The sequence below is a fragment of the Cupriavidus plantarum genome (genome assembly GCF_905397285.1).
GTDB lineage: Bacteria > Pseudomonadota > Gammaproteobacteria > Burkholderiales > Burkholderiaceae > Cupriavidus > Cupriavidus plantarum.
In genome coordinates this window covers 867,816-889,809 of the sequence record NZ_CAJPUX010000002.1, presented here as the reverse complement: position 1 = coordinate 889,809, position 21,994 = coordinate 867,816, and the positions used below count along the sequence as shown (strand labels likewise).

At 67.4% G+C, this 21,994-nt stretch carries 18 protein-coding genes; 4 read left to right on the top strand and 14 right to left on the bottom strand.

Annotation, left to right across the window (positions count from 1 at the left end; genetic code table 11):
• Window positions 1–26 precede the first annotated feature (26 nt).
• Complete coding sequence (locus KHP16_RS12710) at window positions 27–1,496, bottom strand: amidase (protein WP_211960307.1); 1,470 nt, start codon at window positions 1,494–1,496, stop codon at window positions 27–29.
• A gap of 352 nt (window positions 1,497–1,848) precedes the next feature.
• Between KHP16_RS12710 and KHP16_RS12705 the strand changes: the two genes are divergently transcribed.
• Window positions 1,849–2,295, top strand: a complete 447-nt coding sequence (locus KHP16_RS12705) for a lytic transglycosylase domain-containing protein (RefSeq protein ID WP_109583697.1) — start codon at window positions 1,849–1,851, stop codon at window positions 2,293–2,295.
• A 36-nt stretch (window positions 2,296–2,331) separates the two neighbouring features.
• Here the strand turns inward: KHP16_RS12705 and KHP16_RS12700 are convergent, their stop codons facing one another.
• From KHP16_RS12700 to KHP16_RS12690, 3 genes are all read right to left on the bottom strand, one after another.
• Window positions 2,332–3,105: a response regulator transcription factor gene (locus KHP16_RS12700; protein ID WP_146208429.1), complete on the bottom strand. Its 774-nt coding sequence runs from the start codon at window positions 3,103–3,105 to the stop codon at window positions 2,332–2,334.
• Window positions 3,106–3,576: 471 nt separating this feature from the next.
• Window positions 3,577–5,727 carry a TonB-dependent siderophore receptor gene (locus KHP16_RS12695; protein WP_211960306.1) on the bottom strand — a complete coding sequence of 717 codons (2,151 nt, stop codon included), beginning with the start codon at window positions 5,725–5,727 and terminating at the stop codon, window positions 3,577–3,579.
• 174 nt (window positions 5,728–5,901) lie between these two features.
• Window positions 5,902–8,037, bottom strand: a complete 2,136-nt coding sequence (locus KHP16_RS12690) for an HrpF/NolX family T3SS translocon protein (protein WP_211960305.1) — start codon at window positions 8,035–8,037, stop codon at window positions 5,902–5,904.
• Window positions 8,038–8,255: 218 nt separating this feature from the next.
• Here KHP16_RS12690 and KHP16_RS12685 point away from each other — a divergent pair, with 218 nt between their 5' ends.
• On the top strand, window positions 8,256–8,561 hold the full coding sequence (locus KHP16_RS12685; protein WP_211960304.1) for a hypothetical protein: 306 nt from the start codon (window positions 8,256–8,258) through the stop codon (window positions 8,559–8,561).
• Window positions 8,562–8,617: 56 nt separating this feature from the next.
• Here KHP16_RS12685 and sctC read toward each other — a convergent pair whose 3' ends face one another.
• The 10 genes from sctC to KHP16_RS12635 form a co-directional block, all read right to left on the bottom strand.
• Window positions 8,618–10,732 (bottom strand): type III secretion system outer membrane ring subunit SctC, encoded by a 2,115-nt coding sequence (gene sctC / locus KHP16_RS12680; protein ID WP_244835777.1) that lies wholly within the window; start codon window positions 10,730–10,732, stop codon window positions 8,618–8,620.
• A complete protein-coding gene (locus KHP16_RS12675) occupies window positions 10,725–12,230 on the bottom strand; it encodes a helix-turn-helix transcriptional regulator (RefSeq protein ID WP_115953028.1) in 1,506 nt (501 codons plus the stop codon). Before KHP16_RS12675 ends, sctC begins: the two co-directional genes overlap by 8 nt.
• Window positions 12,231–12,407: 177 nt before the next feature.
• Window positions 12,408–13,214, bottom strand: coding sequence for a type III secretion system export apparatus subunit SctT (gene sctT / locus KHP16_RS12670; protein WP_211960303.1), 807 nt, complete (start codon window positions 13,212–13,214; stop codon window positions 12,408–12,410).
• 33 nt (window positions 13,215–13,247) lie between these two features.
• Window positions 13,248–13,760: a hypothetical protein gene (locus KHP16_RS12665; RefSeq protein WP_211960302.1), complete on the bottom strand. Its 513-nt coding sequence runs from the start codon at window positions 13,758–13,760 to the stop codon at window positions 13,248–13,250.
• 82 nt (window positions 13,761–13,842) lie between these two features.
• A complete protein-coding gene (locus KHP16_RS12660) occupies window positions 13,843–15,165 on the bottom strand; it encodes a FliI/YscN family ATPase (RefSeq protein ID WP_115953030.1) in 1,323 nt (440 codons plus the stop codon).
• A complete protein-coding gene (sctL, locus tag KHP16_RS12655) occupies window positions 15,162–15,986 on the bottom strand; it encodes a type III secretion system stator protein SctL (RefSeq protein ID WP_211960301.1) in 825 nt (274 codons plus the stop codon). Before sctL ends, KHP16_RS12660 begins: the two co-directional genes overlap by 4 nt.
• Window positions 15,983–16,792 carry a type III secretion protein HrpB4 gene (locus KHP16_RS12650; protein WP_211960300.1) on the bottom strand — a complete coding sequence of 270 codons (810 nt, stop codon included), beginning with the start codon at window positions 16,790–16,792 and terminating at the stop codon, window positions 15,983–15,985. The genes sctL and KHP16_RS12650 overlap by 4 nt, the downstream gene beginning before the upstream one ends.
• A gap of 119 nt (window positions 16,793–16,911) precedes the next feature.
• The gene (sctJ, locus tag KHP16_RS12645; protein ID WP_211960299.1) at window positions 16,912–17,676 is read right to left on the bottom strand and encodes a type III secretion system inner membrane ring lipoprotein SctJ; all 765 of its coding nucleotides are present in this window, start codon (window positions 17,674–17,676) and stop codon (window positions 16,912–16,914) included.
• Between the two features lie 5 nt (window positions 17,677–17,681).
• A complete protein-coding gene (locus KHP16_RS12640) occupies window positions 17,682–18,203 on the bottom strand; it encodes a hypothetical protein (RefSeq protein ID WP_179593731.1) in 522 nt (173 codons plus the stop codon).
• A gap of 20 nt (window positions 18,204–18,223) precedes the next feature.
• Complete coding sequence (locus tag KHP16_RS12635; protein ID WP_244214637.1) at window positions 18,224–18,712, bottom strand: HrpB1 family type III secretion system apparatus protein; 489 nt, start codon at window positions 18,710–18,712, stop codon at window positions 18,224–18,226.
• 231 nt (window positions 18,713–18,943) lie between these two features.
• Between KHP16_RS12635 and sctU the strand changes: the two genes are divergently transcribed.
• Window positions 18,944–20,011, top strand: a complete 1,068-nt coding sequence (sctU, locus tag KHP16_RS12630; protein WP_211960298.1) for a type III secretion system export apparatus subunit SctU — start codon at window positions 18,944–18,946, stop codon at window positions 20,009–20,011.
• A gap of 1 nt (window position 20,012) precedes the next feature.
• Complete coding sequence (locus tag KHP16_RS12625; RefSeq protein WP_211960297.1) at window positions 20,013–21,992, top strand: FHIPEP family type III secretion protein; 1,980 nt, start codon at window positions 20,013–20,015, stop codon at window positions 21,990–21,992.
• The last annotated feature ends 2 nt before the right edge of the window (window positions 21,993–21,994 follow it).

The window sequence follows — 21,994 nt, the reverse complement described above, 5'->3', positions numbered from 1 at the left end:
GGGGGCGTCGATGCAAGTGCCGGACCTTAGCCGGCGAGTACCGGTCTCCGCTGCGACCACGGGGCCAGCGCCTCGAGCTGCGCGGACAGCGCGAGCACCATGTCTTCGCGCCCGAAATGGCCGATCAGCTGCGTGGCGACAGGCAACCCCGCATCGGTCCACGACAGGGGAAGGCTCGCTGCCGGCAAGCCCGCGGCGTTGATCACCGCGAGGAACGTCGCGTACCCCGCCGCGCGTTCGCGGAACTCCCGGAACGGCAGGTCGACGTCGAGCGCGAGAAAGCCGAGTTCGGCGGGCAGCGTGGTCAGCGTAGGTGTCAGCAGCACGTCGTAGTCGCGCATGGCGGTGGCGAACGCGCGGCCGATTGCGTGCAGGCGCTGCACGGCGTCGACATAGGTCGCGGCATCGAGGCCCTTGCCGATGACGTAAGCCTTGGCGAGCACGGGTTCGATATCGTCGTCGCGCATCGTCCGGCCCAGCGCCTTGAGTCGGGTATCGACCGCGAGGGCGACATTGGTGGCAAGGATGTTGCCGTGCGCGATCACGAAGCCCGAGTAGTCCAGCGTCGGAAGCCGGGCCTCGGCGATGTCATGGCCCAGCGAGGCGAGCAGCCTTGCGGCGTGGCTCACGGCCGCATCGCATTCCGGGGCGATGCCGATCCCGTTCCAGCCCTCGCGCAGGATGCCGATGCGCAGCTTGCGTGCGCCTTTCCCGTCGGCGCCGTCGAGTTGCTGCGCGCGGCGCACGATGTCGAGGTACGGCTCCGGCTGCGGCGGGGCCGCGTAAGGCGCGCCCGGTTCGTATCCGCCGATGGCATCCATCGCGGCGGCCGTGTCGCGCACGGTCACGCTGAGCACGCCGTCGGACGCCATGCCGCCCCACCCTTCCCCGCGCGCGGGTCCCATCGGCACGCGGCCGCGCGACGGCTTCAGGCCGTAGATGCCGCAGCATGCGGCGGGAATGCGGATCGAGCCGCCGCCATCGCTGCCATGTGCGACCGGGACGATGCGCGCGGCCACGGCGGCCGCCGCCCCGCCGCTGGACCCGCCAACCGAGCGGTTCAGATCCCACGGGTTGCGCGTCGGCGCGCCGTTGCGGCGCGCCTCGGTGGACGCGCCCATGCAGAGCTCGGACACCGTCGATCGCGCGAAGGGAATCAGGCCGGCCTCCTCGAAGCGGCCGGCGACCGTGGCATCGAACGCGTATACCGTGTCGTCGAACAGGCGCGAGCCAATGCTGGACGGGAAGCGCCGATGCGCGAAACCGGAGTCCTTGAGCAGGAACGGGATGCCGCGAAACGCGCCACGGGGCTGCCAGTCTTCCGCGATCGCCAGCGACTCCTCGTAGCGCGGATAGGTAATGGCGTTGATCGTGGGGTTCCACGCCTCGGCGAGGTCGATGGCATGGCGGGTGAGTTCCAGAGACGTGGTGGCGCCCGTTTCGAGGAGGTCGGCCATGGCGAGGCCATCGAGGGATCGGTACTGGTCTGTGTTCATGCGGTATGTTCGCTATAAGTATTGCAATGCAATTACTGCGTATTGTTTAGCAATCATATTGCACACATCGTGCCAACAGAAAAAGTGGGGTTTCCCCTCGGGGAGGGCCGGATAAGGAGAGGTTTTGGTGCGTGGCATGCGCGAAAACGGATCGCGCGGGAGAGCGCGTGCACGCGCCGCGTGCACTGCGAAGCGGAGGCGCTGACAGCGAATCGTGGCCGTGGAGCGCGTGGCGGGGCCGACTACGCTCGCGCTATTTCGACTGCGGAGATTCGACGTGCCTCGCCCATTCCGGTTTGCCCAGATCCGGCCCCCGGTCGCCCCGGTCGCCCCGGTCGCCCCGGTCGCCCCGATCGCGCTCGGCGCGCTGCTCGCGCTGGTCGCGCTGGTCGCGCTGGTCGCGAGCCCGGACGCGCACGCGGACTGTTTCGATGAAGCGGCCGCGTACCATCACGTCAACCCGCATGTGCTGCGGGCCATCGCATGGGTGGAGTCGCGCAATCGTCCCGACGCGCGCAATGTGAACCAGAACGGTTCGATCGATTACGGGGTGATGCAGGTGAACTCGATCCACCTGCGCAAGTTGTCCGAGTATGGCGTCGATGCGTCGACGCTCATGGAACCTTGCAAGAACGTGTATGTGGCCGCGTGGCACCTGCGCAAGCAGGTGGATCGATATGGCAACACCTGGGCGGCCGTGGGGGCCTATCATTCGGCGACGCCCGCGCTGCGTGACGGGTATGCGGCCAAGGTGCAGGCGGTGCTGCGGCGCTGGGGGCACGACATGGGGGCGCAGTAGGCTGCCGCCGGGGCCGCGCCCTGCTGCGTTCCGTCCCTATGCGCCCTGCATCGCTGCCTGCATGGCCAGCTGCCCTTCGAGCGTCGTCAGCGACCCGGCGCTGTCCGGGGCGCGCGCGCTCAGCGTCGCGTCGAGCCGATAACCGCCGCCATAGACGGCCTTGAGCTTGAAACCCGCCTCGCCATCGAGGCAGAGCTTGCGGCGTACCTTGTAGATATGCTGTTCCAGGGCGCGCGAGACCTGCTCGGGCGGCTGACCCCAGATATCCATGGCGATGCGCGGCCGCGTCAGCAACGCGCCGGGCAACGAGAAGAAGAGCCATGCCAGCGCGAACTCCCGCGCCGTGAGCCCCACGTTCTGCCCGCGCATCATGGCCGTCTGCGACGGCCGATCGAGCAGATAGTCGCCGATCTCGATGTGCGTCACCTGCCGGCTCCGCTCGCGCAGCCGCGCCACGCAATGGGCGGTGCGCGCATGCAGTTCCTCCACATGGAAGGGTCCCACCGCGATGTCGTCCCCGCCCATCGCGAACGCACGCGCCATCGCGTCGCGCTGCGGAAACTGCCCGATCACCAGAATCGCGTAGTCGCTGCGCGCATGGCACGCGCGCCAGGATGCGATGCGGCTGACGGCCTCGAGGTCGAAGTCGGCGTCGATGACGACCACGTCGATGGCCTCGCGCGATGCGAGATGACGCAGCAGGTCGAGCCTGTCATGGAAGTACGAGGGATTCCAGTCGGCTTCCATCGTCGAGAAGGCCGCGATGGTCTGCCGCACGGCCTGATTCCGGGTGAGCAGTGCAAGTTTCACGGAGGATTACCCCTTCTAGTTGAACCTCACGCCGCCGCGCCCCCGCTACGAGCGCACCCTTCCGGTCAACCAGAACGGCGATGGCGGCATTTTTGTTGGTGAGATGCGATACAGCTAAACACAGACTTAAATGCGAGGCCGATGATAAGTAACTTGCAGGGGCGGTTCATCACCATCTTTTGCAAAACTGTAAATTGACGAGGGATGGCGGCGTGCAGGGGCGCACCCCATGCCGGGGCACTTGCCGCTAACGTGCGGGGAACGGCGAGTAACTTGCATGACGCACGCCCCAGATTGGGAACGCGAAGGTCGAAACGACGTGCAAGATTTAACGAAGGCACGGCAAATCGTGAAAACGACCTGAAAGTGCCAAAAAACATCCTCTTACATTTTGTTTCCAAAAGCGGACCCCGCGCTTGCCGCGAAACAGGGACGGCATATGCGCGGGGTATGCTTGCGGGTTAGGGGTGGTCAGTAATTGACCACGACGTTCAGCATCGCCACGCGCGGGTTGCCGACCGGCAGCACATTGTTGTTGAGACCCCCCGCGTAGTACGCCTTGTCGAAGACGTTCTTCAGGTTGAACGCGGCGCGCCAGTGGCTGGCCGTATAGCCGACGCCGAGGTCCGCCACGGCATAGCCGGGCACCGTGTAGTTGAAGCTGTACCCGCGCTTGGCGCTCTCCCCGCGCGCGCCGACGCCGGCCCACCACCCCGCCAGCGCGCCGCGGAAGCGGTACTGGGTCCATAGCGAGAAGCTGTGGCGCGGCACTGCGTTGAGCGGTTTGCCGACGTTGGCTGCCACCGTGTCTTCCGTGACTTCGCTCGCGATATAGGCGTACGCGCCAATGAGGCTGAAGCCGTTGCCGAGATCCTGCGTCAGCTCGGCCTCGAAGCCGCGGGAGCGCTGCTCGCCCACCGCCGTGCTGAAGCCGATGTTGACGGGGTCCGAGGTCAGCACGTTCTTGCGCGTGAGGTCGAACGCCGCCAGCGTCAGCAGGCCGGTCTTGCCCGGCATGTCGAACTTCACGCCCACTTCCACCTGGCGGCCCTTCTCCGGCTTGAACGCGGCGTTGTTCACGTCTGTGCCGATGTTCGGCAGGAACGACGTCGAATAGCTGACGTAGGGGCGCGCCCAGCCGGTCAGGTCATACATCGCGGCCGCGCTCCCGGTGACCGCCTTGTCGTCGTTGTCCGTGCGCGTGCCGCCAAGGTGATTGACGCTCGCGGAGCGCGCCATTTCGTAACGGACGCCGCCCGTCACGGTGAGGCGATCCGCAATGCGGATCTGATCGCGGAAGTACAGGCCCAGCGCGTTCAGGGAGTCGGTGCTGTCCGTGCTGAAGTTCGTCGGGCAGTTGATGGCCGCGCCATAGACGGGCTGGTAGACGTTGAGCGCGGCCACGCGGCAGGTCTTCTGCAGGCGGTCTTCCTTCGTATGCCGATAGTCGACGCCGAACGTCAGGCTGTGCTGATGGCCCGCGAACGCGAAGGTCTTCTGGGCATTGGTGTCCACGCCGAACGAATCGCCCGAGAAGTCCTGCTGCGTGCCGCTGCGGTTGAGCGTCTGGCTGTTGACCGCCATGGTGCCGGCCGTGACGAACGTGCCCGTCAGCGACGACGTCTGGTAACGCAGGTTCTGGTTGACGGTCCAGCCCGAATCGAACCGATGCGTGAGCGCGTACCCCACGCGATTCTGCTCGCCATCGTAGGGCTGCGCGCCGGGCTCGCCGATGAAGCGCGAGTTGGGCAACACGCCGTTGACGTTGGGCGTGATCGTGCCATTCACGGGCAGGCCCTGCTGCCGCACGTAATGGCGCTCGTTATGGCTGAGCAGGATCGTGAAGTCCGTTCGCTCGCCGAAGTCGAGCGTCAGCGACGGCGCGATATAGCGGTTGCGGTACCAGACGTGGTCCGTCGGGTCGTCGCTGTTCATCGCCAGCGCGGTCAGCCGGAACGCGGCCTTGCTGTCCGGCTTGAGCGGCGTGCCCACGTCGGCGGTCACCTGCCGCAGGCCGTAGTTGCCGACCGTCACGCCGAGTTCGCCGAAAAGTTCGGGGCGCGGCCGCTTGGTGACGATGTTGACCAGCCCACCGGGCTGCACTTGGCCGAACAGGATCGATGCGGGGCCCTTGAGCACTTCCACGCGCTCCGCGCCGAAGACTTCCTGCGCGACGCGGTTGTTGCTATCCACGAGCAGTGCGTCCGCGAAGATCGACTCCGACGCGCGCTGCCCTCGGATGATGAAGTCGTCCCAGCCGCGCCGGCCGTAGGTATTGGCGGAAACGCCCGCGGAGTTCCACAGCACGTCGCTCAGGGTCTGCGACTGCTGACTGTCCATGAGATCGCGCGTGATGACGGTGATCGACTGCGGGGTGTCGGCGGCCGACTCGTTCGACTTCGTCACGCCGGCCGCGCGACGGGTGGCGAAGCCGATATCGGTATCGACGGCGGCGTTGGCGTTGACCGTGACCGTGGGGAGGACGGCCCTGTCGGCGCCTGTGTTCTCGTCGGCCGCGTGGGCGTGGGTGGCGAACACCGAGACACAAGCGAGGGCGGCGGGCGTGAGGTGAAAGCGGAGGCGGCGGCGGGGGCGGCGGCAGGGGCGGCAGCGGAGGGGCATTCTGTAATCCGGCGTAACAATATGACGAGAGCGCCGGATTATAAATGCAAACGATTCGTATTTACTTCAAATTCCCGGGATCACCCTGATGTTGTCTCCGAAAAGATACAAGAAGGATGGTCGCCGCCGGAGCCGGGGAATGCCCGGCCCCCCCACACCGGCGATACCTGCGGATCAGCCGTTGACCGCCTTGTGATAGGCCTTGTCGGCCTCGTTGTAAGCCACGTCCGTGACCTGATCCTTCGCGGTGTCCTTGATGGCTTCGGGCAGTACTTCCTTCACCGTGCGGGTCGCGCCGGCCTCGACCGCATCCTCGGCCACATGGACCGCCCCCTTCACGAACGCGCCCGCTCCCGGCACGCCAATGCCGCCGATCGCGGCGCCGGCGAGGTCGAGCCCGGCTTCCTTCTCGGCGGCGCGGATCTCGTCCTTGCTGCCGCCGCCCGCCGCGACCGACGCCACCTTCAGCTGGCCCGAGATGAAGCTGGAACCCACCGAGATCGCGCCCGCGATCAGGTTGCCCACGCCGGGGATGATCTTGACCACGGCGCTGACGACCTGCCCCACGATCTCCACGATCTTGGAGAACACCTTGAGCACGCCTTGCAGGAACTTCATGAAGCCCCCGCCTTTGGACTTCTTTTCTTCGGGCTGATCCTGGATGCCCGCTTTCATGGCGCCAGCCGCGGCCTCCGCCTCGGGCGTCGTGGGCTCGTGCGACGGCGGGATCTCGGGCGGCGGCTGGTCCTTGGTCTTGAGCTTGCCGACGAACTTGTCGAGGTCTTCGCCGCTGATCTTGCCGTCGTCGGCGGCATGGATCAGGTCGCCCGAGTGCCCGCGCTTGCCGTTGTCGAGCATGCCGAACAGCATCGGATCGTTGAGCAGCTGGTTGGCGGCTTTCTTCACCGCCTCGCTCGCGTTCGGATCGTTGGCGATCTTCTTGAGCTTGTCGCGGTTCATCGTGCCGTCGCCGAAGAACGTGCTGCGATTGTCCTGCAGCGTCTTGATGGTTTCGCGTTCGTCGGGGTTCAGGTTGATGTCCTGCGCGATGGCGTCGCACAGGTGCGCTCGCGATAGCGAGCCGTTCGGCGCGACTTGCGACCAGGCATCCTGATGCTGGAGCATGTATTGCGCCGCCGCGATGACCTGCGGCGGCATCTTGCCCATGTTGCCCGTGCCGTTGACGATGTCCTCGAGCGTCTCGCGCGAGATATTCTTCGGCAGGTAGTCCGAATAGCGATACAGCTCGCGCATCGCGTCGTTGCCCGTCATCGGACGCGGCTTCGCATCCTTGTCGGATTCGTCCGATGGAATGTAGTTGTCGACGAAAATGGCGGCCTGCTGCTTGTTGAATTCGCGAATCTCGCCGCGGCGTTCCGTCAGCCGCTCGATGTCCTGCCCCGAGAACTTGCCATCGACCTTGCCGTTCTTGCCCGCATCGATCATCGCCATCAGCGACGGATTCTTCTGCATCTGCTGCAACGCCTGGCGCAGATCGTCCGGCGTCTTCGGATCGTCGATCTTGGCCTGGATATCTTTCTCGTTCTTCGGCAGGTCCTTCTGGTGACGGCCCAGCACCGCGACGGTCTGGATATCGGCGTCGCTCAGCGGCGTGCTGTCGTCGTTGGCGATGAACTTGGCAAAGTCCTTGCCGCTCGCGATGTTGTCCTTGCCGCCGAGCTGCTCCTTGAACTGGGCGCCGCCATCCGCGGTGAGCGCCTGCGCGGCCGCGCGCAGTTCGGGCGGCGCATTCTCGTCGTTCGCGATGGCCACCACGTCGTCATAGCTGAGGTTCTTGCCCTGCATCGACGGGTCGGTGGACATCCAGTTGTACACGGTGCGCGACGCTTCGCCGAACGACGGGGGCCTGGGAGGCTGCTCCGGTGTCTGCTCCGGTGGCGCCTCATCCGGAGGCGCCTCCGCCGCGTCGACGGGCGGCTGCTCGACGACCGTGTCGACTTTCATCGGCGTCTGCGGAATCTGAGGCGTCTGGATGCCCGGATGTATCACGAAGCCCGTGGTGACGTGCAGCGGCAGCCCGGCGGGCACGTCCAGGTTGGGCACGATCTCGGTCTTGTCCGGCAACACGGGCAGCATCTGGGGACGCACACCGTACTCGGACAGATTGATGACCGGCGGCGGCGCTTCGGGCAGTACGCCCGTATGCACGGGCAGTGTGCCAAGCGCCAGCGGCGACCGGAACAGCGCGCCGACCTGGTTGTCGATGGCGGTGGTATCGGCGGGAGGTTCTTCCACCGAGGTGGGCGGCAGGTTCGCGTCGGGGCGTTCCGCGGTGATTCGAAGGTCCATCGTTGCCTCTCGATAAGCTGACGTGAATGACGCCGGCGCGTGCCGGGGCTCGGAGAGGATTATGGGAATCGCCCCGCTACGCGCGGGGCCAGATGCGAAACGCAGCGTCCGCACGCGAATCGCTTCGCCATTGCCGCCGCCGATTCGCAGGCGCGCTCGCGCCGCGCGCGAGAGGCGCCTACTGTCGGGACTCCATCCACGTCACCTTTCAACCACCCATGGCAAAAGTCTCCAGTGGCGGTTCCCATTCGCCGCCGCCACCACCGCCACCGCCGCAGCACACGGGCGGCTCGAATGGCTCGAACGGTTCCAACGGCACCAATGGCACCAATGGCACCAACGGCAGCAATGGCGCCAACGGCCCCAATGGCACGAACAACAACAATCAGAATAACGGCTCGGGCGACAGCACGGACCCCTCCGTACTGAACTCCGCGATGACGCAACTGGTGCTGCAGGTGGGCCAGATGATCATCGCGCAGGCGCGCAAGAACAAACCGCCCGATCCCGATAGCGACGAGTAGCGCCGCGGGCAACCGCATGGCCCGAACGACGCCCGGCACCGCCGGGCGTCGTTCGTTCAGGAGCCACCCGGCACGGCAGCGATCGCTGCCGGAACCGCCGGCGGCGGCAACTGCGGCAACTGCGGCGGCCGCGCGGGCAGCATCGGCAGCGGCGCGCGCTGCGCCGCGATATTGCGGATGCCCGATACCGCCGTGACGTCCCGCGCCACCGTCGGCACCGCGGGCAACGTGCCCACGATGCCCGTCGGACCGCTGGTGGTATCGCCGTTGAGGTCGGCTGGGCTCGGCGCCCGCAGGATGCGGGGCGTGACCAGGAACAGGCGCTGGAACTTCTGGCCCGAATGGTTGCGGTAGCGGAACAGGCCGCCGATCCATGGAATCTTCGAAAGGCCCGGCACACCGGTCTCCTGTCGCTGGTCCTGCAGCGCGGTGTACCCCGCGATCAGCAGGCTCTCCCCTTCCGAGATCAACGCCTGCGTGTCGATGGTGCTGTTCGACACGACCGGCAGGTTGCTCACCGTCTGGGACGTCAGCTGGCCATCCTCGATATGCACGTTGAGCCGGATCTGCGACGGCGTGCCGGCATTGTCCGAGCCCGGCACGATCATCGGCAGCACGCGCAGCGACACCCCGGCCGAGATACCGTACAGGTCCGCCGACTGGTAGCCGGAAACCGGCACGTAGAACGTCTGCTTGTTGTCCATCACGGCTTCCACGTTGTCCAGTGTCGCCACCTTCGGGCTCGCGTTGAGCGTGGCTTGATCGGTCTGGGCCAGCGCGCTGATGCGCGACAGCAGATACTTGCCTGCCCCGCCGAGCACCGCCGTGAACACGCCGCCCACCGGCGTGGTGGGCAGCAGCGAATTCCCTTCACGGTCGCGATCGTTCGGATTGCCGTAGCCGTTCGGATTGAGCGAGCCCGGGTAGCCCGCCTGCGCGTTCTGTCCGTTGCCGATGGCGAAATCGACATGCCCGCTGTGCGCGCGCCAGTCGACGCCGAGCTGCTGCAACGCGTTGTCGGTAATCTCGATGATGTTGGCGTCGATCTCCAGCACGGCCGGCCGCACGTCGAGGGACTCGATCAGCGACTGAAACGAACCCATGCGGTCGGGCCTGCCACGGACGAGGATGGAGTTCGTGCGCGGGTCGGCCTGGATGATCGGACGGTCTTCCGGATAGACGTCCGTCACGCGGCCATTGCGCCGCGAGGCCGCCATCCCTCCACCGCCAGCGCCGCCACCACCGCCGTCGGCCACGGCGCCCCCCGGCAACGGCGCTACCGCACCGGCCGCGCCCGCCGCACCGCCCATCAATCCGGGCAAGCCGATGATCCAGCCGTTCTGCGACTCCGGCTGGCGCGACCGGCTGCCGCCGCCGGGCGACCCCGTATCGGTCTCCGACACATTGCGCAAGCGGCGCGCATCGGACTGCGGCGCCGTCTGCGAACCGATGCGCCCGCCATCGGGCTGATAGAGATCGCGCAGCATGTTGGCCACGCCGCGGATCGTGATGGACTGGCCATCGACGGTCACCGTATGATCGGCCGCCCACGCATAGCGCAACGGAAACACGCGCACGGCCTGCCCGTGCTGCTGGTCCACGTGATTCTGGTCGACGAGCCTGGCCACGTCGTTCACGAGCTCCACGTAGCGCGGCGGGCCCGACACCACGGCCGTTCGGGCGTCGTCGTCGAAGCGGATCGGGAAGCGCGGATCCTCGATCTGCAGCTTGGCGAGGGACCGGCGCAGCGCCGCGGTCGAGGCGGCGGAGAGCCCGATCGTCGTCGAGACCACCTCGTCCGCGCTGTAGATGCGCAGGACCGCGCCGTCGTAGTACCAGATGAAACCGAACGTCGCCGCCATGCGCTCGAGCATCAGCTGCGGACGCGTGTCGAAGCGCCCGCTTACCGTTCCCTTGACCTTCGGCGAAATCTGCACGGCAACGCCCGCGCTGGCGCTGACGTCGCGCAGCACTTCCTGGATGTCCTTGCGGTCGGCCACGTAGCTGATGTTGCTCGACCGCCATGGAATCGGCGCCGCCAGTGCAGTCGGCGCGAACATCGAGGTCATCGTCTGGAGGGCGATGATCGCGCCGACCGCGGCGGCGCGCACCGGCCGGCGCGCGCGTCGGGCGTTGGCGCGGGTGGGGTTGCTGCGGGTGCGGTTAGCCATGGATGGTCTCGGACGGCGATTCGTGGAATTGGCGGCGATAGTTCTTCAGCAGCGAGGACCGGCTCGTGAAGCCCCAGCGGCTGGCGGTGTCGAGCACTGTGGCATGCGTACGCGTGTCGTCGAGCAGGTCGCCGCGCACGCCTTCGAGGCGGAGCTGGCGAATCAGCGCGCTCGGCGACATGCCCAGCGACCGCTTGAACTCCATCTGCAGCGCGCGCTCCGTCACGTCGATATGCGCGGCCACTTCGCGCGTGGTCAGCGTGCTGTGGCCGATGTTCTCGACGATGTAGAGATACGCGCGGCGATATTTCGCCGGCAGCCGCCCGGCGATGTCGTCGGCGCGCGCCTGTGCGGACGCATCGGCGCGCGGGTCCTGCGCGCGCATGGAGATGACCTCCGTGCGCAGGCGCTGGAGGGCCTCTTGCGAATAGATCGTCCACAGGTCGAGCGCCGAGGCGACCTGGCCGCGCAGGGCGGCCACCTTGCCGCTGGCGTAGAGCAGATCGAGATGGCCGCGCACCGCGCCGGCGGTATCGCCGCGCTTGTCGAGCGTGCTGTAGAGCCGATCCGTGAGCAGCGAGAAGCCACCGCCGAGCGCGGCCATCAGCGCGTCGATGCGCATATGGGCGTGCACCACCGTGCGTTCCGGCAGCGAGAGCGCATCCATGCGCGTAGGCAGCATGCGCGCGGCGTCGCCATCGCCGGAAGCGGTGGCGGCCAGTTCGGTGAGGTAGGCCGCGTAGCGGGCCATCAGGGTGACCGGCCACATGCCGGTGTTGCCGCCTGCCCCGGTAACCGAGGCCTCCCTCACATTGCCGCGCAGCGATGCCGCGGCGGCCATGTCCTGCGGCGACGCACCCAGCGTCGCGCCGAGCGTGGCAGCGGGCGCGGCCGCCCGCACCGATTGCCAGAATACGTGGTCGGCCAGTCCGGGCGACCAGCGAATGGCGAGCTGGATGCCGATGTCGAGCGCGAGCAGTTCGACGACGTGGGCCCATAGCGCGTCATCGGCCTGCGCGGCACTGTGGCGAGCCTGGGCAATCGCATGTTCCGCGGCGCGCTGATGGCCGAGCTGATGATCGATCAACGCCAGCGCGATCGCGGCTTCGGTCCGTTCCGCGCCGCTTGCGGCATCGTCGTGCATGATGCGCGTGAAGCAATTGCGCGCCAGGCTCGTGCGGTTGCGCTTGAACGCCTGCCAGCCCGTATTGCGGCATGACACAAGGCGCAGTTGCTCCGCGCCGCGGCATACGCGCTGCGCGCGCGCGTAGCCCTGCTCGGCTTCCTCGTCGAGGTCGCGCAGGGCGAGCGCGTCGGACACGGCCTGCAAACGCGAGACCGCGCCCACGCCGAGCTGACGTTCGTCGCCATCGGCGGCATCCGCCACCAGCGCGTAGGCCTGTTGCCAGTCCGCTTCGAACACCGCCTTTGCGTAGCGTGGCAGATGCGCGCGGGCGGCAATGCCGCTGACCAGCGCGAAATAGATTCCGCTTACCATGACTTACCTCTCTTCGATATGCGTCGTTGCCGAGTGCGACTTCCGTGTCAACAGAAGTTGAAACAACGATAGCGAAGAAGCGGCCCCATCAAACTCAAGAAACTCACACGCAATTCTCAATTTTTACGCGATGATTTTCTTCGCGCGATGTTCGTTCGCGCAGCGATGCCCGCTTGGTCAGTGGCGGAGCTTTTCGAGCAGGCCGGAGAAGCCGGTGAAGTGGATCGCGTCGCGGACCTGCACGGAGATGGCCCCGATCATTGCGACGAGGAGAATCACGCCGATCAGTCCGCGCAGGGGCTGGCTCAGCGAGTTGGGTTCGAGCTTGCCCGCGGCGCGTCCGACAATCGACAGCCCGAGGTCGATCAGCACCAGCGCGAGCATGATCGGCGCGCAGATCTTCACCGCGGTGGCGAGCATGCCGTTGCCCTGGTCGATGGCAAGGGATGCCGCCGCACTACCGAGATCGGGTGCCGCGGAGATCAGCGGCCACCAGTGGTACGACTCGAACAGGACGCCGAGCAATACCGTCATGCCGCCCGAAATATGGAACAGCGTGATCGTGAGCTGCACGAGCAGCGACGAGACGGGCGTGCTCTGCTCGCCGTGCATCGGGTTGGTCATCTGCACGTTGTTGAAGCCGGCGAGGTCGTCAATCAGCGTGCCGGCCGCTTCGGCGACCCAGAAGATGATCGACGCGAGGTAGCCGATCATCAGGCCGATGAACGCTTCCTTCATCGTCAGCAGCAGCATGTCGGGGACGGTGAGATGCTCGAAGGCCGATGGCGATTGTCCGGCGGCGATGAACCACGTCATCAGGTAGCAGGCACCCGCGCGGACGGCTCCGGGTACGGCCTGCGACGACATGGCGGGCAGCACGAGGAAGATCGTCGTGACGCGCATGCCCGACAGCGCGATCAGGAACAGCAGGCCGTGGGCCTGGTCGTTGAACGCAAGCAGCGTGCCGATCGTGTTGGCGTCCATCGCGATGTTCCGTACGGTTGATCAGTATTGAGTTCAGACGTGCCGCGCCGCGTTGCGTGTGCTTCTGGCGTGCAGGCGTGCCGCGGCGGTCTCCGAGGCCTCTTCGTCCAGCGCGGCCTCTGCCGCGCGCTGCGCGGCGTCGATCAGTGCCTGCAGCCGCTGCTGGCAGGTGTCGCGCGACGTTTCCGCGCGGGAGAGCACGCGCTGCGCGGCGTCCACCTTTTGCTGCGCGGAGACGCGATACCGTTCCGCGACCTCGATGGCCTGGTCGGCGGCCTTCACCTCATCGTCGAGGTAGCGCAGGTAGGCCACGTGCATGAGGTACGAGGCCGGGGCCATATCGCGCGCGGTCAGCAGCCGGGCGAGTTCCCTGCGGCCCGCGTCGAGCCGGGCCTGCGCTTCGGCGCGGGCTTCGCGGGCGGCGGCGACCGCGGCCTCCCGTTCGCGGAGTTCGGCACGGCGGGCGAGCAACGCCTCGTTGGCGCGCTCGACGGCGCGCTCCTTGACGATCAGCACGGCGCGCCATGCCCGCAGTTCGCGGCTCATGGCGTGCGGTACATGGCCGCACGCGCGGGGGGGCGCATGGGGGTGGGCATCCGCTTGTTCACTCGTGGGCTCAATGGTGAACTCACTGGTCAGCGTAGCTCATGACGATATTGGCGGTTTCGAACGCCTCGGCGTGTTCCTGCGTGCCCTGCCCAAGGAACGCCTCGAGTTCCTCATGCCGGGCGATTGCCTCATCCGCGAGCGCGTCATTGCCGCTCTGATATTCGCCGACCTGGAGCAGCGTTTCCACTTCCGCATAACGCGCGAGCAGCTTGCGCATGCGGCCTGCTCCGGCCATGTGGTCCTGTGTCGCCACGAGCGGCATCACGCGGCTCAGGCTGTTGAGAATGTCGATCGCCGGATAGCGATTGCGGGCGGCGATCTCGCGCGAGAGGATCAGGTGGCCGTCGAGAATGCCTCGGACTTCCTCGGTCACGGGGTCGCTGCCGCTTTCGTCTTCGGCGAGCACCGTGTACAGCGCGGTGATCGAGCCGACGTCGCTGGTGCCGGCGCGTTCGAGCAGGCGCGGGAGTTCGGCGAAGATCGACGGCGGGAAGCCCCGGCGCGTGGGCGGTTCGCCGGCGGCGAGGCCGATCTCCCGCTGCGCGCGGGCGAATCGCGTGAGGGAGTCCATCATCAGCAGGACGCGCAGGCCCTGGTCACGAAAATATTCCGCGACGGCGGTGCCGACGTAGGCGGCCTTCGCGCGTTCGATCGACGAGCGGTCCGACGTGGCGCAGACGACCACGGTGCGGCGCATGCCGGCCTCGCCGAGAATCAGCTCGATGAACTCGCGCACTTCGCGGCCGCGCTCGCCAATCAGCACAATGACGCTGATGTCGCAGTCCGTGCCGCGGGCGAGCATGCCGAGGAGCGTACTCTTGCCGACGCCGGCCGGGGCGAAGATACCCAGGCGCTGCCCTTCGCCGAGGGTCATCAGGCCGTCGATGGCGCGGACTCCGGTGGCGATGGCGGTGTCGATGAGCTTGCGGCGCATGGGGTCGGGGGCGTTCGCGAACACCGGGACATAGTGCGTGGCGTCGATGGGGCCCCTGCCGTCGATGGGCTCGCCAAGGCCGTCGATGACGCGGCCCAGCAGACCCTGCCCGACACCGATGGCCAGCGCGCGGCCGCTGCCGACCACGCGGGTGGCTCTGGAGAGTCCGACCGTGTTGCCGAACGGCGCGAGCAGCAGCATGCGGCGGCTGAAGCCGACGACTTCGGCGCGCTGTAGCACTGTTCCGGATGGCGATTGCAGTTCGCAGATCTCGCCCAGCGAGGCATCGAGGCCGCCGACGTGCAGCAGCGTGCCGGTGACCTCCACGATCTTCCCATAGCGCGCGCCGCCCTCGGTGGACGCCAGCGCCCGATCGACCCGCTCGGCGAACTCGAGGATCGTGCTCATGCGGCGGCTCCGTAGGCGGGCTGGGGGGCGTAGTCTTCGATCGTGCCTTCGATCGTGCCTTCGATCGGGGCGTCGTTGAGGTTCGGGTGCTGCGCCGCGTGCTGCTCGACAGCGTACGCAGGGGCGGGGTCGGGGGCAACCATGCGTTCGCGTTCCAGCAGGCGGCGCAGGGAGGCCATCTCTTCGTCGAGGCTCGTGACGAAGACGCCGTTGTCCCACTCGCAACGGCAGCTGCCGACGGGGGCGTTGGCGTCGGACACCACGTCGAGCGCGGCGTGGCGGCCAACGGTGTCGCGCAGCAGCCCCAGCGCTTCCCGCGCGCGGGCGACGTCGTCCGGGTGCACGGTGAGCGTGACGAAGGACGCTTCGTCGATCAACCGCTGTAGCCGCAGCGTGACGCGTGCGAATAGCGCATTGCGGTCGCTCTCGCAGACGATGCGTTCGACGGCGGCCATCACCAGATGCGCGAGCCGTGCCTGAGCACTGGCCATCGCGGTGTAGGCGTCGCGCGCCTCGTGCAGCATCACGGCGTTGGCGTCGTCGTGCGCCTTGCGGAGTCCCGCGGCATATCCCTCGGCCGCCGCGGCCTCCCAGCGCGCCTGCGCGGCGGCATCGGTCGCAGCCGCCTCGGCCATGGCCGACTCGCGGATCGACGCGGCATGCGAATGCGCATCGCCCACGATCCGCCGCGCCTCCGCTTCCGCCCTTGCCATCGCCTCGTCGATCGACAGCACCGCGGCATACTCCCCGGCGCGGAGGACGTCCTGCTCGATGCCTACGTCGGCGCGATAACGTTGCTTGCGGTCGAGCCAGACAATCATGTCAACTCCGGCATCCATTGCGTCAGGCGGTGGAAGAAGGCGGCGTTTTCCTTCTTGTTCGCTTCCTTGCAGGCTTCCTCGCTGGCTTCCGCCGCGCTGGCTTCGGTCCAGTGCCACAGCGAGCCCTTCGCCGGCTCTTCGGCGTCCGACCGGCCGATGCTCCCGGCCTGCGGTTGCCCCGCCGGCATGCCCGGCAGCGCGTCCGCGCCAGCGGCGTGGCTCGCGTCTTGGCGCCCCTCTTTACACTCCTCTGGGCCCACCTTTGGGCCCACCTTTGGGCGCACCTTTGGGTGCACCTCGTAAGGTGGCTCGCCATACCCCGCCAGCACGGCCAGCGACCCCGCCGCGGGTTCGCCCGCGATGAGGCGGGCGAGGCCGTCGTGGGCCAGCGCGTCGGCGTCGAGCGTGGGGGGCAGCGCGATGGCGGTCTCGCCGTCTTCGGCGGCGGCGCCGCGCAGTTGGGTCAGCAGTGCCGCGTCACCGACTGCCCCGCTCAGCGCCGAGAGGCTCGCGCGATCGATGCAGCGCCGGAGGGCGGAGCGCCGCGCGAACAGCGCGCGCAGCACCAGCGCCTGCCGCCGGCGCGCGGGCTCCGCGACGCACAGCCTCGCCACGGGCCGCAGAAACGCCTCGGCCGGCACCGCGTCGGCCAGCAGCGCCGCGCGGGCCCAGCGTCGCGAACGCCCGAGGCCGGCCGCGGCCACGCCCTCTTCCAGCCGCGCCGCATAGGCCCGCAACGCCGTCATCGCCATCGCGAGCTCGGCGGGCGTTCCGGCGATGCCGGCACCCCCCGACACGAGGAGCATGTCGGCGTCAGGGCGGCGTTGAACCGCCGGCCCGATGTCCCCGGAAGCGCCGTCGCGCATGGGCCCGGCGCTCGCGTCAGAGCCTCCTTGGGTGACGCAGTCCATCGGCATCCCCTCCGTCATGACGCCGCTCCGCTGGCAGCCCGCCGCGTCCCGCGCCGGCGGTCGGACACCGCCTCCGCGATGCGTTCGCGGAACAGGAAGCCCGTGACGCCGAGCGCGACCAGTACCGCCGCGGCGATGCCGAGCCAGAGCAGCGACGCCGACGACTTGTGCCGGACCGCGCGCTGCACCTCCGCCGGGACGAATGTCACGCTGACGTTCTCGTACGTGAGGCCCTCCACGCTATGCATCACGAGGTTCTTGATGCTGGGCAGCAACGACGCCACATCGGTGTTGGGCCGGTACTTGATGAACACCGCCGCCGAGGAAGGCTTGACCACATTGGACAACGGATCGTTGTTGGGCAACACGATCTGCACACTCGCGAACGAGACCCCATCCACCCGCGACAACACCGCCGACAACTGCTGCGACACCCCGTAGATGAACCTCACACGTTCTTCGGTAGGCGTGGAGATCAGCCCCTCCTTCTTGAACATGTCCCCGAGGTTGGAATACTTCTCCCGTGGCAGGCCATGCGCGCGCAGCGCCTTCATCGCGTCGGGAAAATCGTCGCCCGGCACCGTGACCGTCCAGGTCTTGCCGCTGTCGGGCGTCTCCTTGTCCGGATGCAATCCGGCGTCGAACAGCACGCTCATCATCTCGTCGACCTCGTTCTCGTTCAGCTGCGAGTAGAGCTGCTTGTTGCAGCCCGTCAGCAACAGTGCAAGCAGGAGGCCGACGACCAGGCCGAAGGGAAAACGGGGGCGGACAGAGGTCATGATCGCTACTGGTTCTTCATGAGGTTCTGGACCGCGCTCTTGCCGCCCTGCGCAAAGCCGACCCCGAGTTCGAGCCGTGCCATCGCGTCCGCCATGTGATACTGCAATTGCACCATCTGCGCGGTCATCTCGCGCTGGTCCATCGTCGGTGCCGCCTGCTGAAAGGCCTGCACGCGATGCTGCAGGTCATTGAACATGTCGTCCTGCGCGCCGACCATCTCCGTGATCGCCGAAGGACGCTGGGCGGGGCTGGCCTCCTGACTGCGCGTCTGCATGTCCGACGCGGCACGGTCCAGCAGCTGGCGAAAGCGCGCCTCGGACTCCGGCGAGGCAGGCGGCACGGCGGGGTTCGACACACTGGCCGCATCCCCTGTGCCCATACCCACACCGCTGGGCGGAAAGGGGCCGTGTGTGGGCCCGTGTGTGGGCCCATACGCGCTCGCCGCGGCGGCCGGCGCCACGCGCGACGGGCCGTCGATGGCGGAGATGGCCTGGATGGCACCGATGGAAGGATCGATCATGGACATGCTGGGCTCTCCTCGGACGCTTACACGCGCAGGAAGTGGGTGGTGGAGTATGGGGAACGATCGGTGGAACGCTCCGGGGAGTGCCCGGCGGAACGGTCCGCGCCCGTGAGGGCGCGCGGGACGTCCTCGTCTTCCTTGCGGCCCATCAGCAGATTGACCAGCCGCGTGGATTCGGGGTCCGCCTCGCCCGCCAGCACCTGGTTGGCGAACATCTGCCAGCCCGGGTCCCGCAGCGAAAACAGGCAGGTGGCCAGCAACGCGGCCACATAGGCGTTGAACGGCGCCTGGAGCGTCTGCGACTCCATGTCGCGCAACGTACGCGCGGCGTCGTCGTAGCGCTTGCGGCCCATCATGAGCCAGACGTCGTAGATATGCAGCTCGCGGAAGCGCGGCCGCATCACGTGCAATGCCGACAGCAGGCGCTCCGCCTCGTGGTTGTACTGCTTGTTCACGCTCGTGACGAGCAGTTCGATCAGGGCGGATACGAGGGAATCCGGGCATTCGGTCATGTCGAGCACGATGGTCTCCAGCGGGGCGGAATCTGGGAATGGAGTGTGGCGCGCCCTTCGTGCCCCTGCCGCCCCGCATGCGAAGACACCACGCCCGGGGCGAAGCCGCGCCGCGCTCCGGCGCCCGCTTCGCCAGCCGCCGCGCGGCTTCGGGTCCGTCCGTGCAGGGCCGCGCCCGCCCGCGCACCATCGCCAGCGTTGCCAGCCTGAGCGATGCAGATCGCCCGCATCATGTCCGACGAAAAGACCGAAGCCCCCACACAGAAAAAGCTCGACGATGCCAGGCGCGAAGGCAAATCGCCGAAAAGCACGGACCTGGCGGCCGGCGCACTGCTGATCGGCGCGGGCGCCGCGATGTCCGGCGCCGCGGGCTTCATGGGCGAACATCTGCGCAACCTCGTCAACGTGGCGCTGGATGTCGGCCGGTCGGCCTCGCCCCGCTTCGATATCGGCGCATTCCTCATCGCCGTGAGCATCGAGGCCGGCTGGGTCCTGCTGCCGCTGCTTGGCGTCGCCATCCTGTTGCCAGCCGCCGCGCTGGTCGCGCAGACCGGTTTCAACGTGTCGTTCAAGTCGGTCGAACTGAAGCTCGACGCGATCAACCCCGCCGCCGGCATCAAGAAGCTGTTCTCGCTGCGGGCGCTGCTTGACCTCGTGAAGATGGTCCTCAAGGCCGCCGTGCTCGTCGCCGTGCTGATCAAGCTCACGATGCTGCTGCTCCCCACCACGGCCGCCCTCGCCTATCAGTCCGTCGCGGACGTGGTCGCGGTCGTCTGGATCCTGCTGTGGCGCTTCATCGCCGCGGCGGGGGTGCTGTTCCTGCTGATCGGCGCGGCGGACTACGGCCTCCAGTACTGGCTCTTCATCCGCGAACACCGCATGTCGAAGGACGAGGTCAAGCGCGAAAACAAGGAGTCAGAAGGCAATCCCGAGATCAAGTCCAAGCGCAAGTCGATCGCCCGGGAGATCGCGATGGGCGGCGCCACCGCCAAGGTGGAACAGGCCAACGCCGTCGTGGTCAATCCGACCCACTATGCCGTGGCCATTCGCTATGTGGCCGAGGAGCATGGCCTGCCGCGCGTCATCGCAAAAGGCGTCGACGCGGAAGCGCTTGCCATTCGCGAGCGCGCGGAAGCCTGCGGCGTGCCGATCGTCCCCGCGCCGCCGCTCGCGCGCGCGCTCTACACCGTACCGCTCGAGCAGGCCGTTCCCGAGCCGCTGTTCGAAGCCGTCGCCGAAGTGCTCGCATGGGTCGCCCAGCTGACCCCGGCGGCCGACAACCCAACCGAGGCCCACTGACATGTCCACGCCACGCGCGTCACAAGCCACCACGGCGAACTCCGTCCTCCGCGACTACTCGGGCGAATTCAGCATCGCCGCGCTCATCGTCGCCATCGTCGCGCTGATGATCCTGCCGCTGCCGACGATCGTCATCGACACGCTGCTGTCCATCAACATCATGCTCAGCGTCATCCTGCTGACGGCGACGATGTACGTGCCGAGCGCCACATCCCTGTCGGCGTTTCCGTCGCTGCTGCTGTTCACGACGCTGTTCCGGCTCTCGCTGAACATCGCATCGACCAAGTCGATTCTGCTCAAGGCGGACGCAGGACACATCATCGAGAGCTTCGGCCAGCTGGTGGTCGGCGGCAACCTTGTGGTGGGCCTCGTCGTGTTTCTGATCATCACGACGGTGCAGTTCATCGTGATTGCGAAGGGCTCGGAGCGCGTGGCCGAGGTCGGCGCGCGCTTCACGCTCGACGCCATGCCCGGCAAGCAGATGAGCATCGATGCGGACGTCCGCGCGGGTAACATGACCGCAGAGGAGGCGCGCGAGCGCCGAGAGATGCTGGCCATCGAGAGTCAGCTGCACGGCGGCATGGACGGCGCGATGAAGTTCGTGAAGGGGGATGCCATCGCGGGCCTCGTCATCACCATGGTCAACATCGTGGCGGGCATCGTCATCGGCACGAGCTACCACGGGATGAGCGCGTCCGAGGCGGCGTCGCGTTTCTCGGTGCTGTCGATCGGCGACGCGATGGTGTCGCAGATTCCGTCGCTGCTGATCTCGGTGGCCGCCGGCATCATGATCACGCGCGTGTCGAAGGAGCACGAGAAGCCGCGCTCGCTGGGCATGGAGATTCTTGCGCAGCTGTCCACGAGCTCTCGCGCGCTTTCCACGGCCTCCGTGCTGCTGGCCGGGTTCGCGCTCGTGCCGGGATTCCCTTCGACGATCTTCCTGCTGCTCGCGGGCGGTCTGTATGGCGGCGGCCACGCGGTGCGCCGCGCCGCCCTGCGCCGCAACAACGACGCGGATGAAGCGCTGTCGTCGCTGCAGCGGGAAGGCGCAAAGCAGGACACTGGCAGCATTCTGCGCAATGCGCCGGCCTTTGCGGCGCCGCTCGCGGTGAAGCTGTCGCGCGAGCTGGCCGACAAGCTGGACCTCGAGAAGCTCGACCAGGCGTTCGAGACCGGACGCCGTATCGTGGCCGAGGAGCTTGGCCTGCCCTTCCCCGGCATCGTGTTCTGGGGGGACGAGCACTTGTCGGGCATGACCTACGACGTGCTCGTGCATGACGTGCCTGTGGCGTCGGGCGACCTGGACGCGGCCGGCAGCAAGACGCCGGAGGAAGAACGGGAGGCGCGCATCGCCGAGCATGCGGTGGAGACGCTGCGTCGGGAGGCGCGGCTGTTCATCGGCGTGCAGGAGGCGCAGTGGATTCTTGAACGCATCACGGCGACGTATCCAGGGCTTGTTTCGGAGGCGCAGAAGGCATTGCCGGTGCAGAAAATCGCCGACGTGCTGCGGCGGCTGCTCGAGGAGCAGATTCCGATCCGCGATATCCGCTCGATCCTGGAGAGTCTCGTGGCGTGGGGACCGAAGGAGAAGGACCTCGTCATGCTGACGGAGTACGTGCGCAGCGACCTCGGCCGCATGATCGCGCACCGTGCGACGCGAGGCTCGCGGCAGCTGCCGGCGATCGTGCTGGACCAGGAGCTCGAGCAGACCATCCGGCAGTCGATCAAGCCCACGCCGGCGGGCAACTTTCTGACGCTGGAGCCGCGCGTGATCGAAATGATCCTGCAGCGGCTCGAGCGGCTGGCGAACGGTCCCAACGGCGAGGGTCCGCCGGACCGGCTGGCTGTGGTCACCGCCGCCGATATCCGCCGCTACTTCCGCCGGCTCATCGAGCGGCGCTTCGAACGGCTCGACGTGTACTCGTTCCAGGAACTCAACGGCGAGATCGACCTGCAGCTGGTCGGCAGCCTTTCGCTCTGACC

Coding starts and splice junctions, on each gene's coding strand:
- KHP16_RS12710 (WP_211960307.1), bottom strand. CDS start 1,496: ATGAACACAGACCAGTACCGATCCCTCGATGGCCTCGCCATGGCCGAC.
- KHP16_RS12695 (WP_211960306.1), bottom strand. CDS start 5,727: ATGCCCCTCCGCTGCCGCCCCTGCCGCCGCCCCCGCCGCCGCCTCCGC.
- KHP16_RS12690 (WP_211960305.1), bottom strand. CDS start 8,037: ATGGACCTTCGAATCACCGCGGAACGCCCCGACGCGAACCTGCCGCCC.
- KHP16_RS12685 (WP_211960304.1), top strand. CDS start 8,256: ATGGCAAAAGTCTCCAGTGGCGGTTCCCATTCGCCGCCGCCACCACCG.
- sctC (WP_244835777.1), bottom strand. CDS start 10,732: ATGGCTAACCGCACCCGCAGCAACCCCACCCGCGCCAACGCCCGACGC.
- KHP16_RS12675 (WP_115953028.1), bottom strand. CDS start 12,230: ATGGTAAGCGGAATCTATTTCGCGCTGGTCAGCGGCATTGCCGCCCGC.
- sctT (WP_211960303.1), bottom strand. CDS start 13,214: ATGGACGCCAACACGATCGGCACGCTGCTTGCGTTCAACGACCAGGCC.
- KHP16_RS12665 (WP_211960302.1), bottom strand. CDS start 13,760: ATGAGCCGCGAACTGCGGGCATGGCGCGCCGTGCTGATCGTCAAGGAG.
- KHP16_RS12660 (WP_115953030.1), bottom strand. CDS start 15,165: ATGAGCACGATCCTCGAGTTCGCCGAGCGGGTCGATCGGGCGCTGGCG.
- sctL (WP_211960301.1), bottom strand. CDS start 15,986: ATGATTGTCTGGCTCGACCGCAAGCAACGTTATCGCGCCGACGTAGGC.
- KHP16_RS12650 (WP_211960300.1), bottom strand. CDS start 16,792: ATGCTCCTCGTGTCGGGGGGTGCCGGCATCGCCGGAACGCCCGCCGAG.
- sctJ (WP_211960299.1), bottom strand. CDS start 17,676: ATGACCTCTGTCCGCCCCCGTTTTCCCTTCGGCCTGGTCGTCGGCCTC.
- KHP16_RS12640 (WP_179593731.1), bottom strand. CDS start 18,203: ATGTCCATGATCGATCCTTCCATCGGTGCCATCCAGGCCATCTCCGCC.
- KHP16_RS12635 (WP_244214637.1), bottom strand. CDS start 18,712: ATGACCGAATGCCCGGATTCCCTCGTATCCGCCCTGATCGAACTGCTC.
- sctU (WP_211960298.1), top strand. CDS start 18,944: ATGTCCGACGAAAAGACCGAAGCCCCCACACAGAAAAAGCTCGACGAT.
- KHP16_RS12625 (WP_211960297.1), top strand. CDS start 20,013: ATGTCCACGCCACGCGCGTCACAAGCCACCACGGCGAACTCCGTCCTC.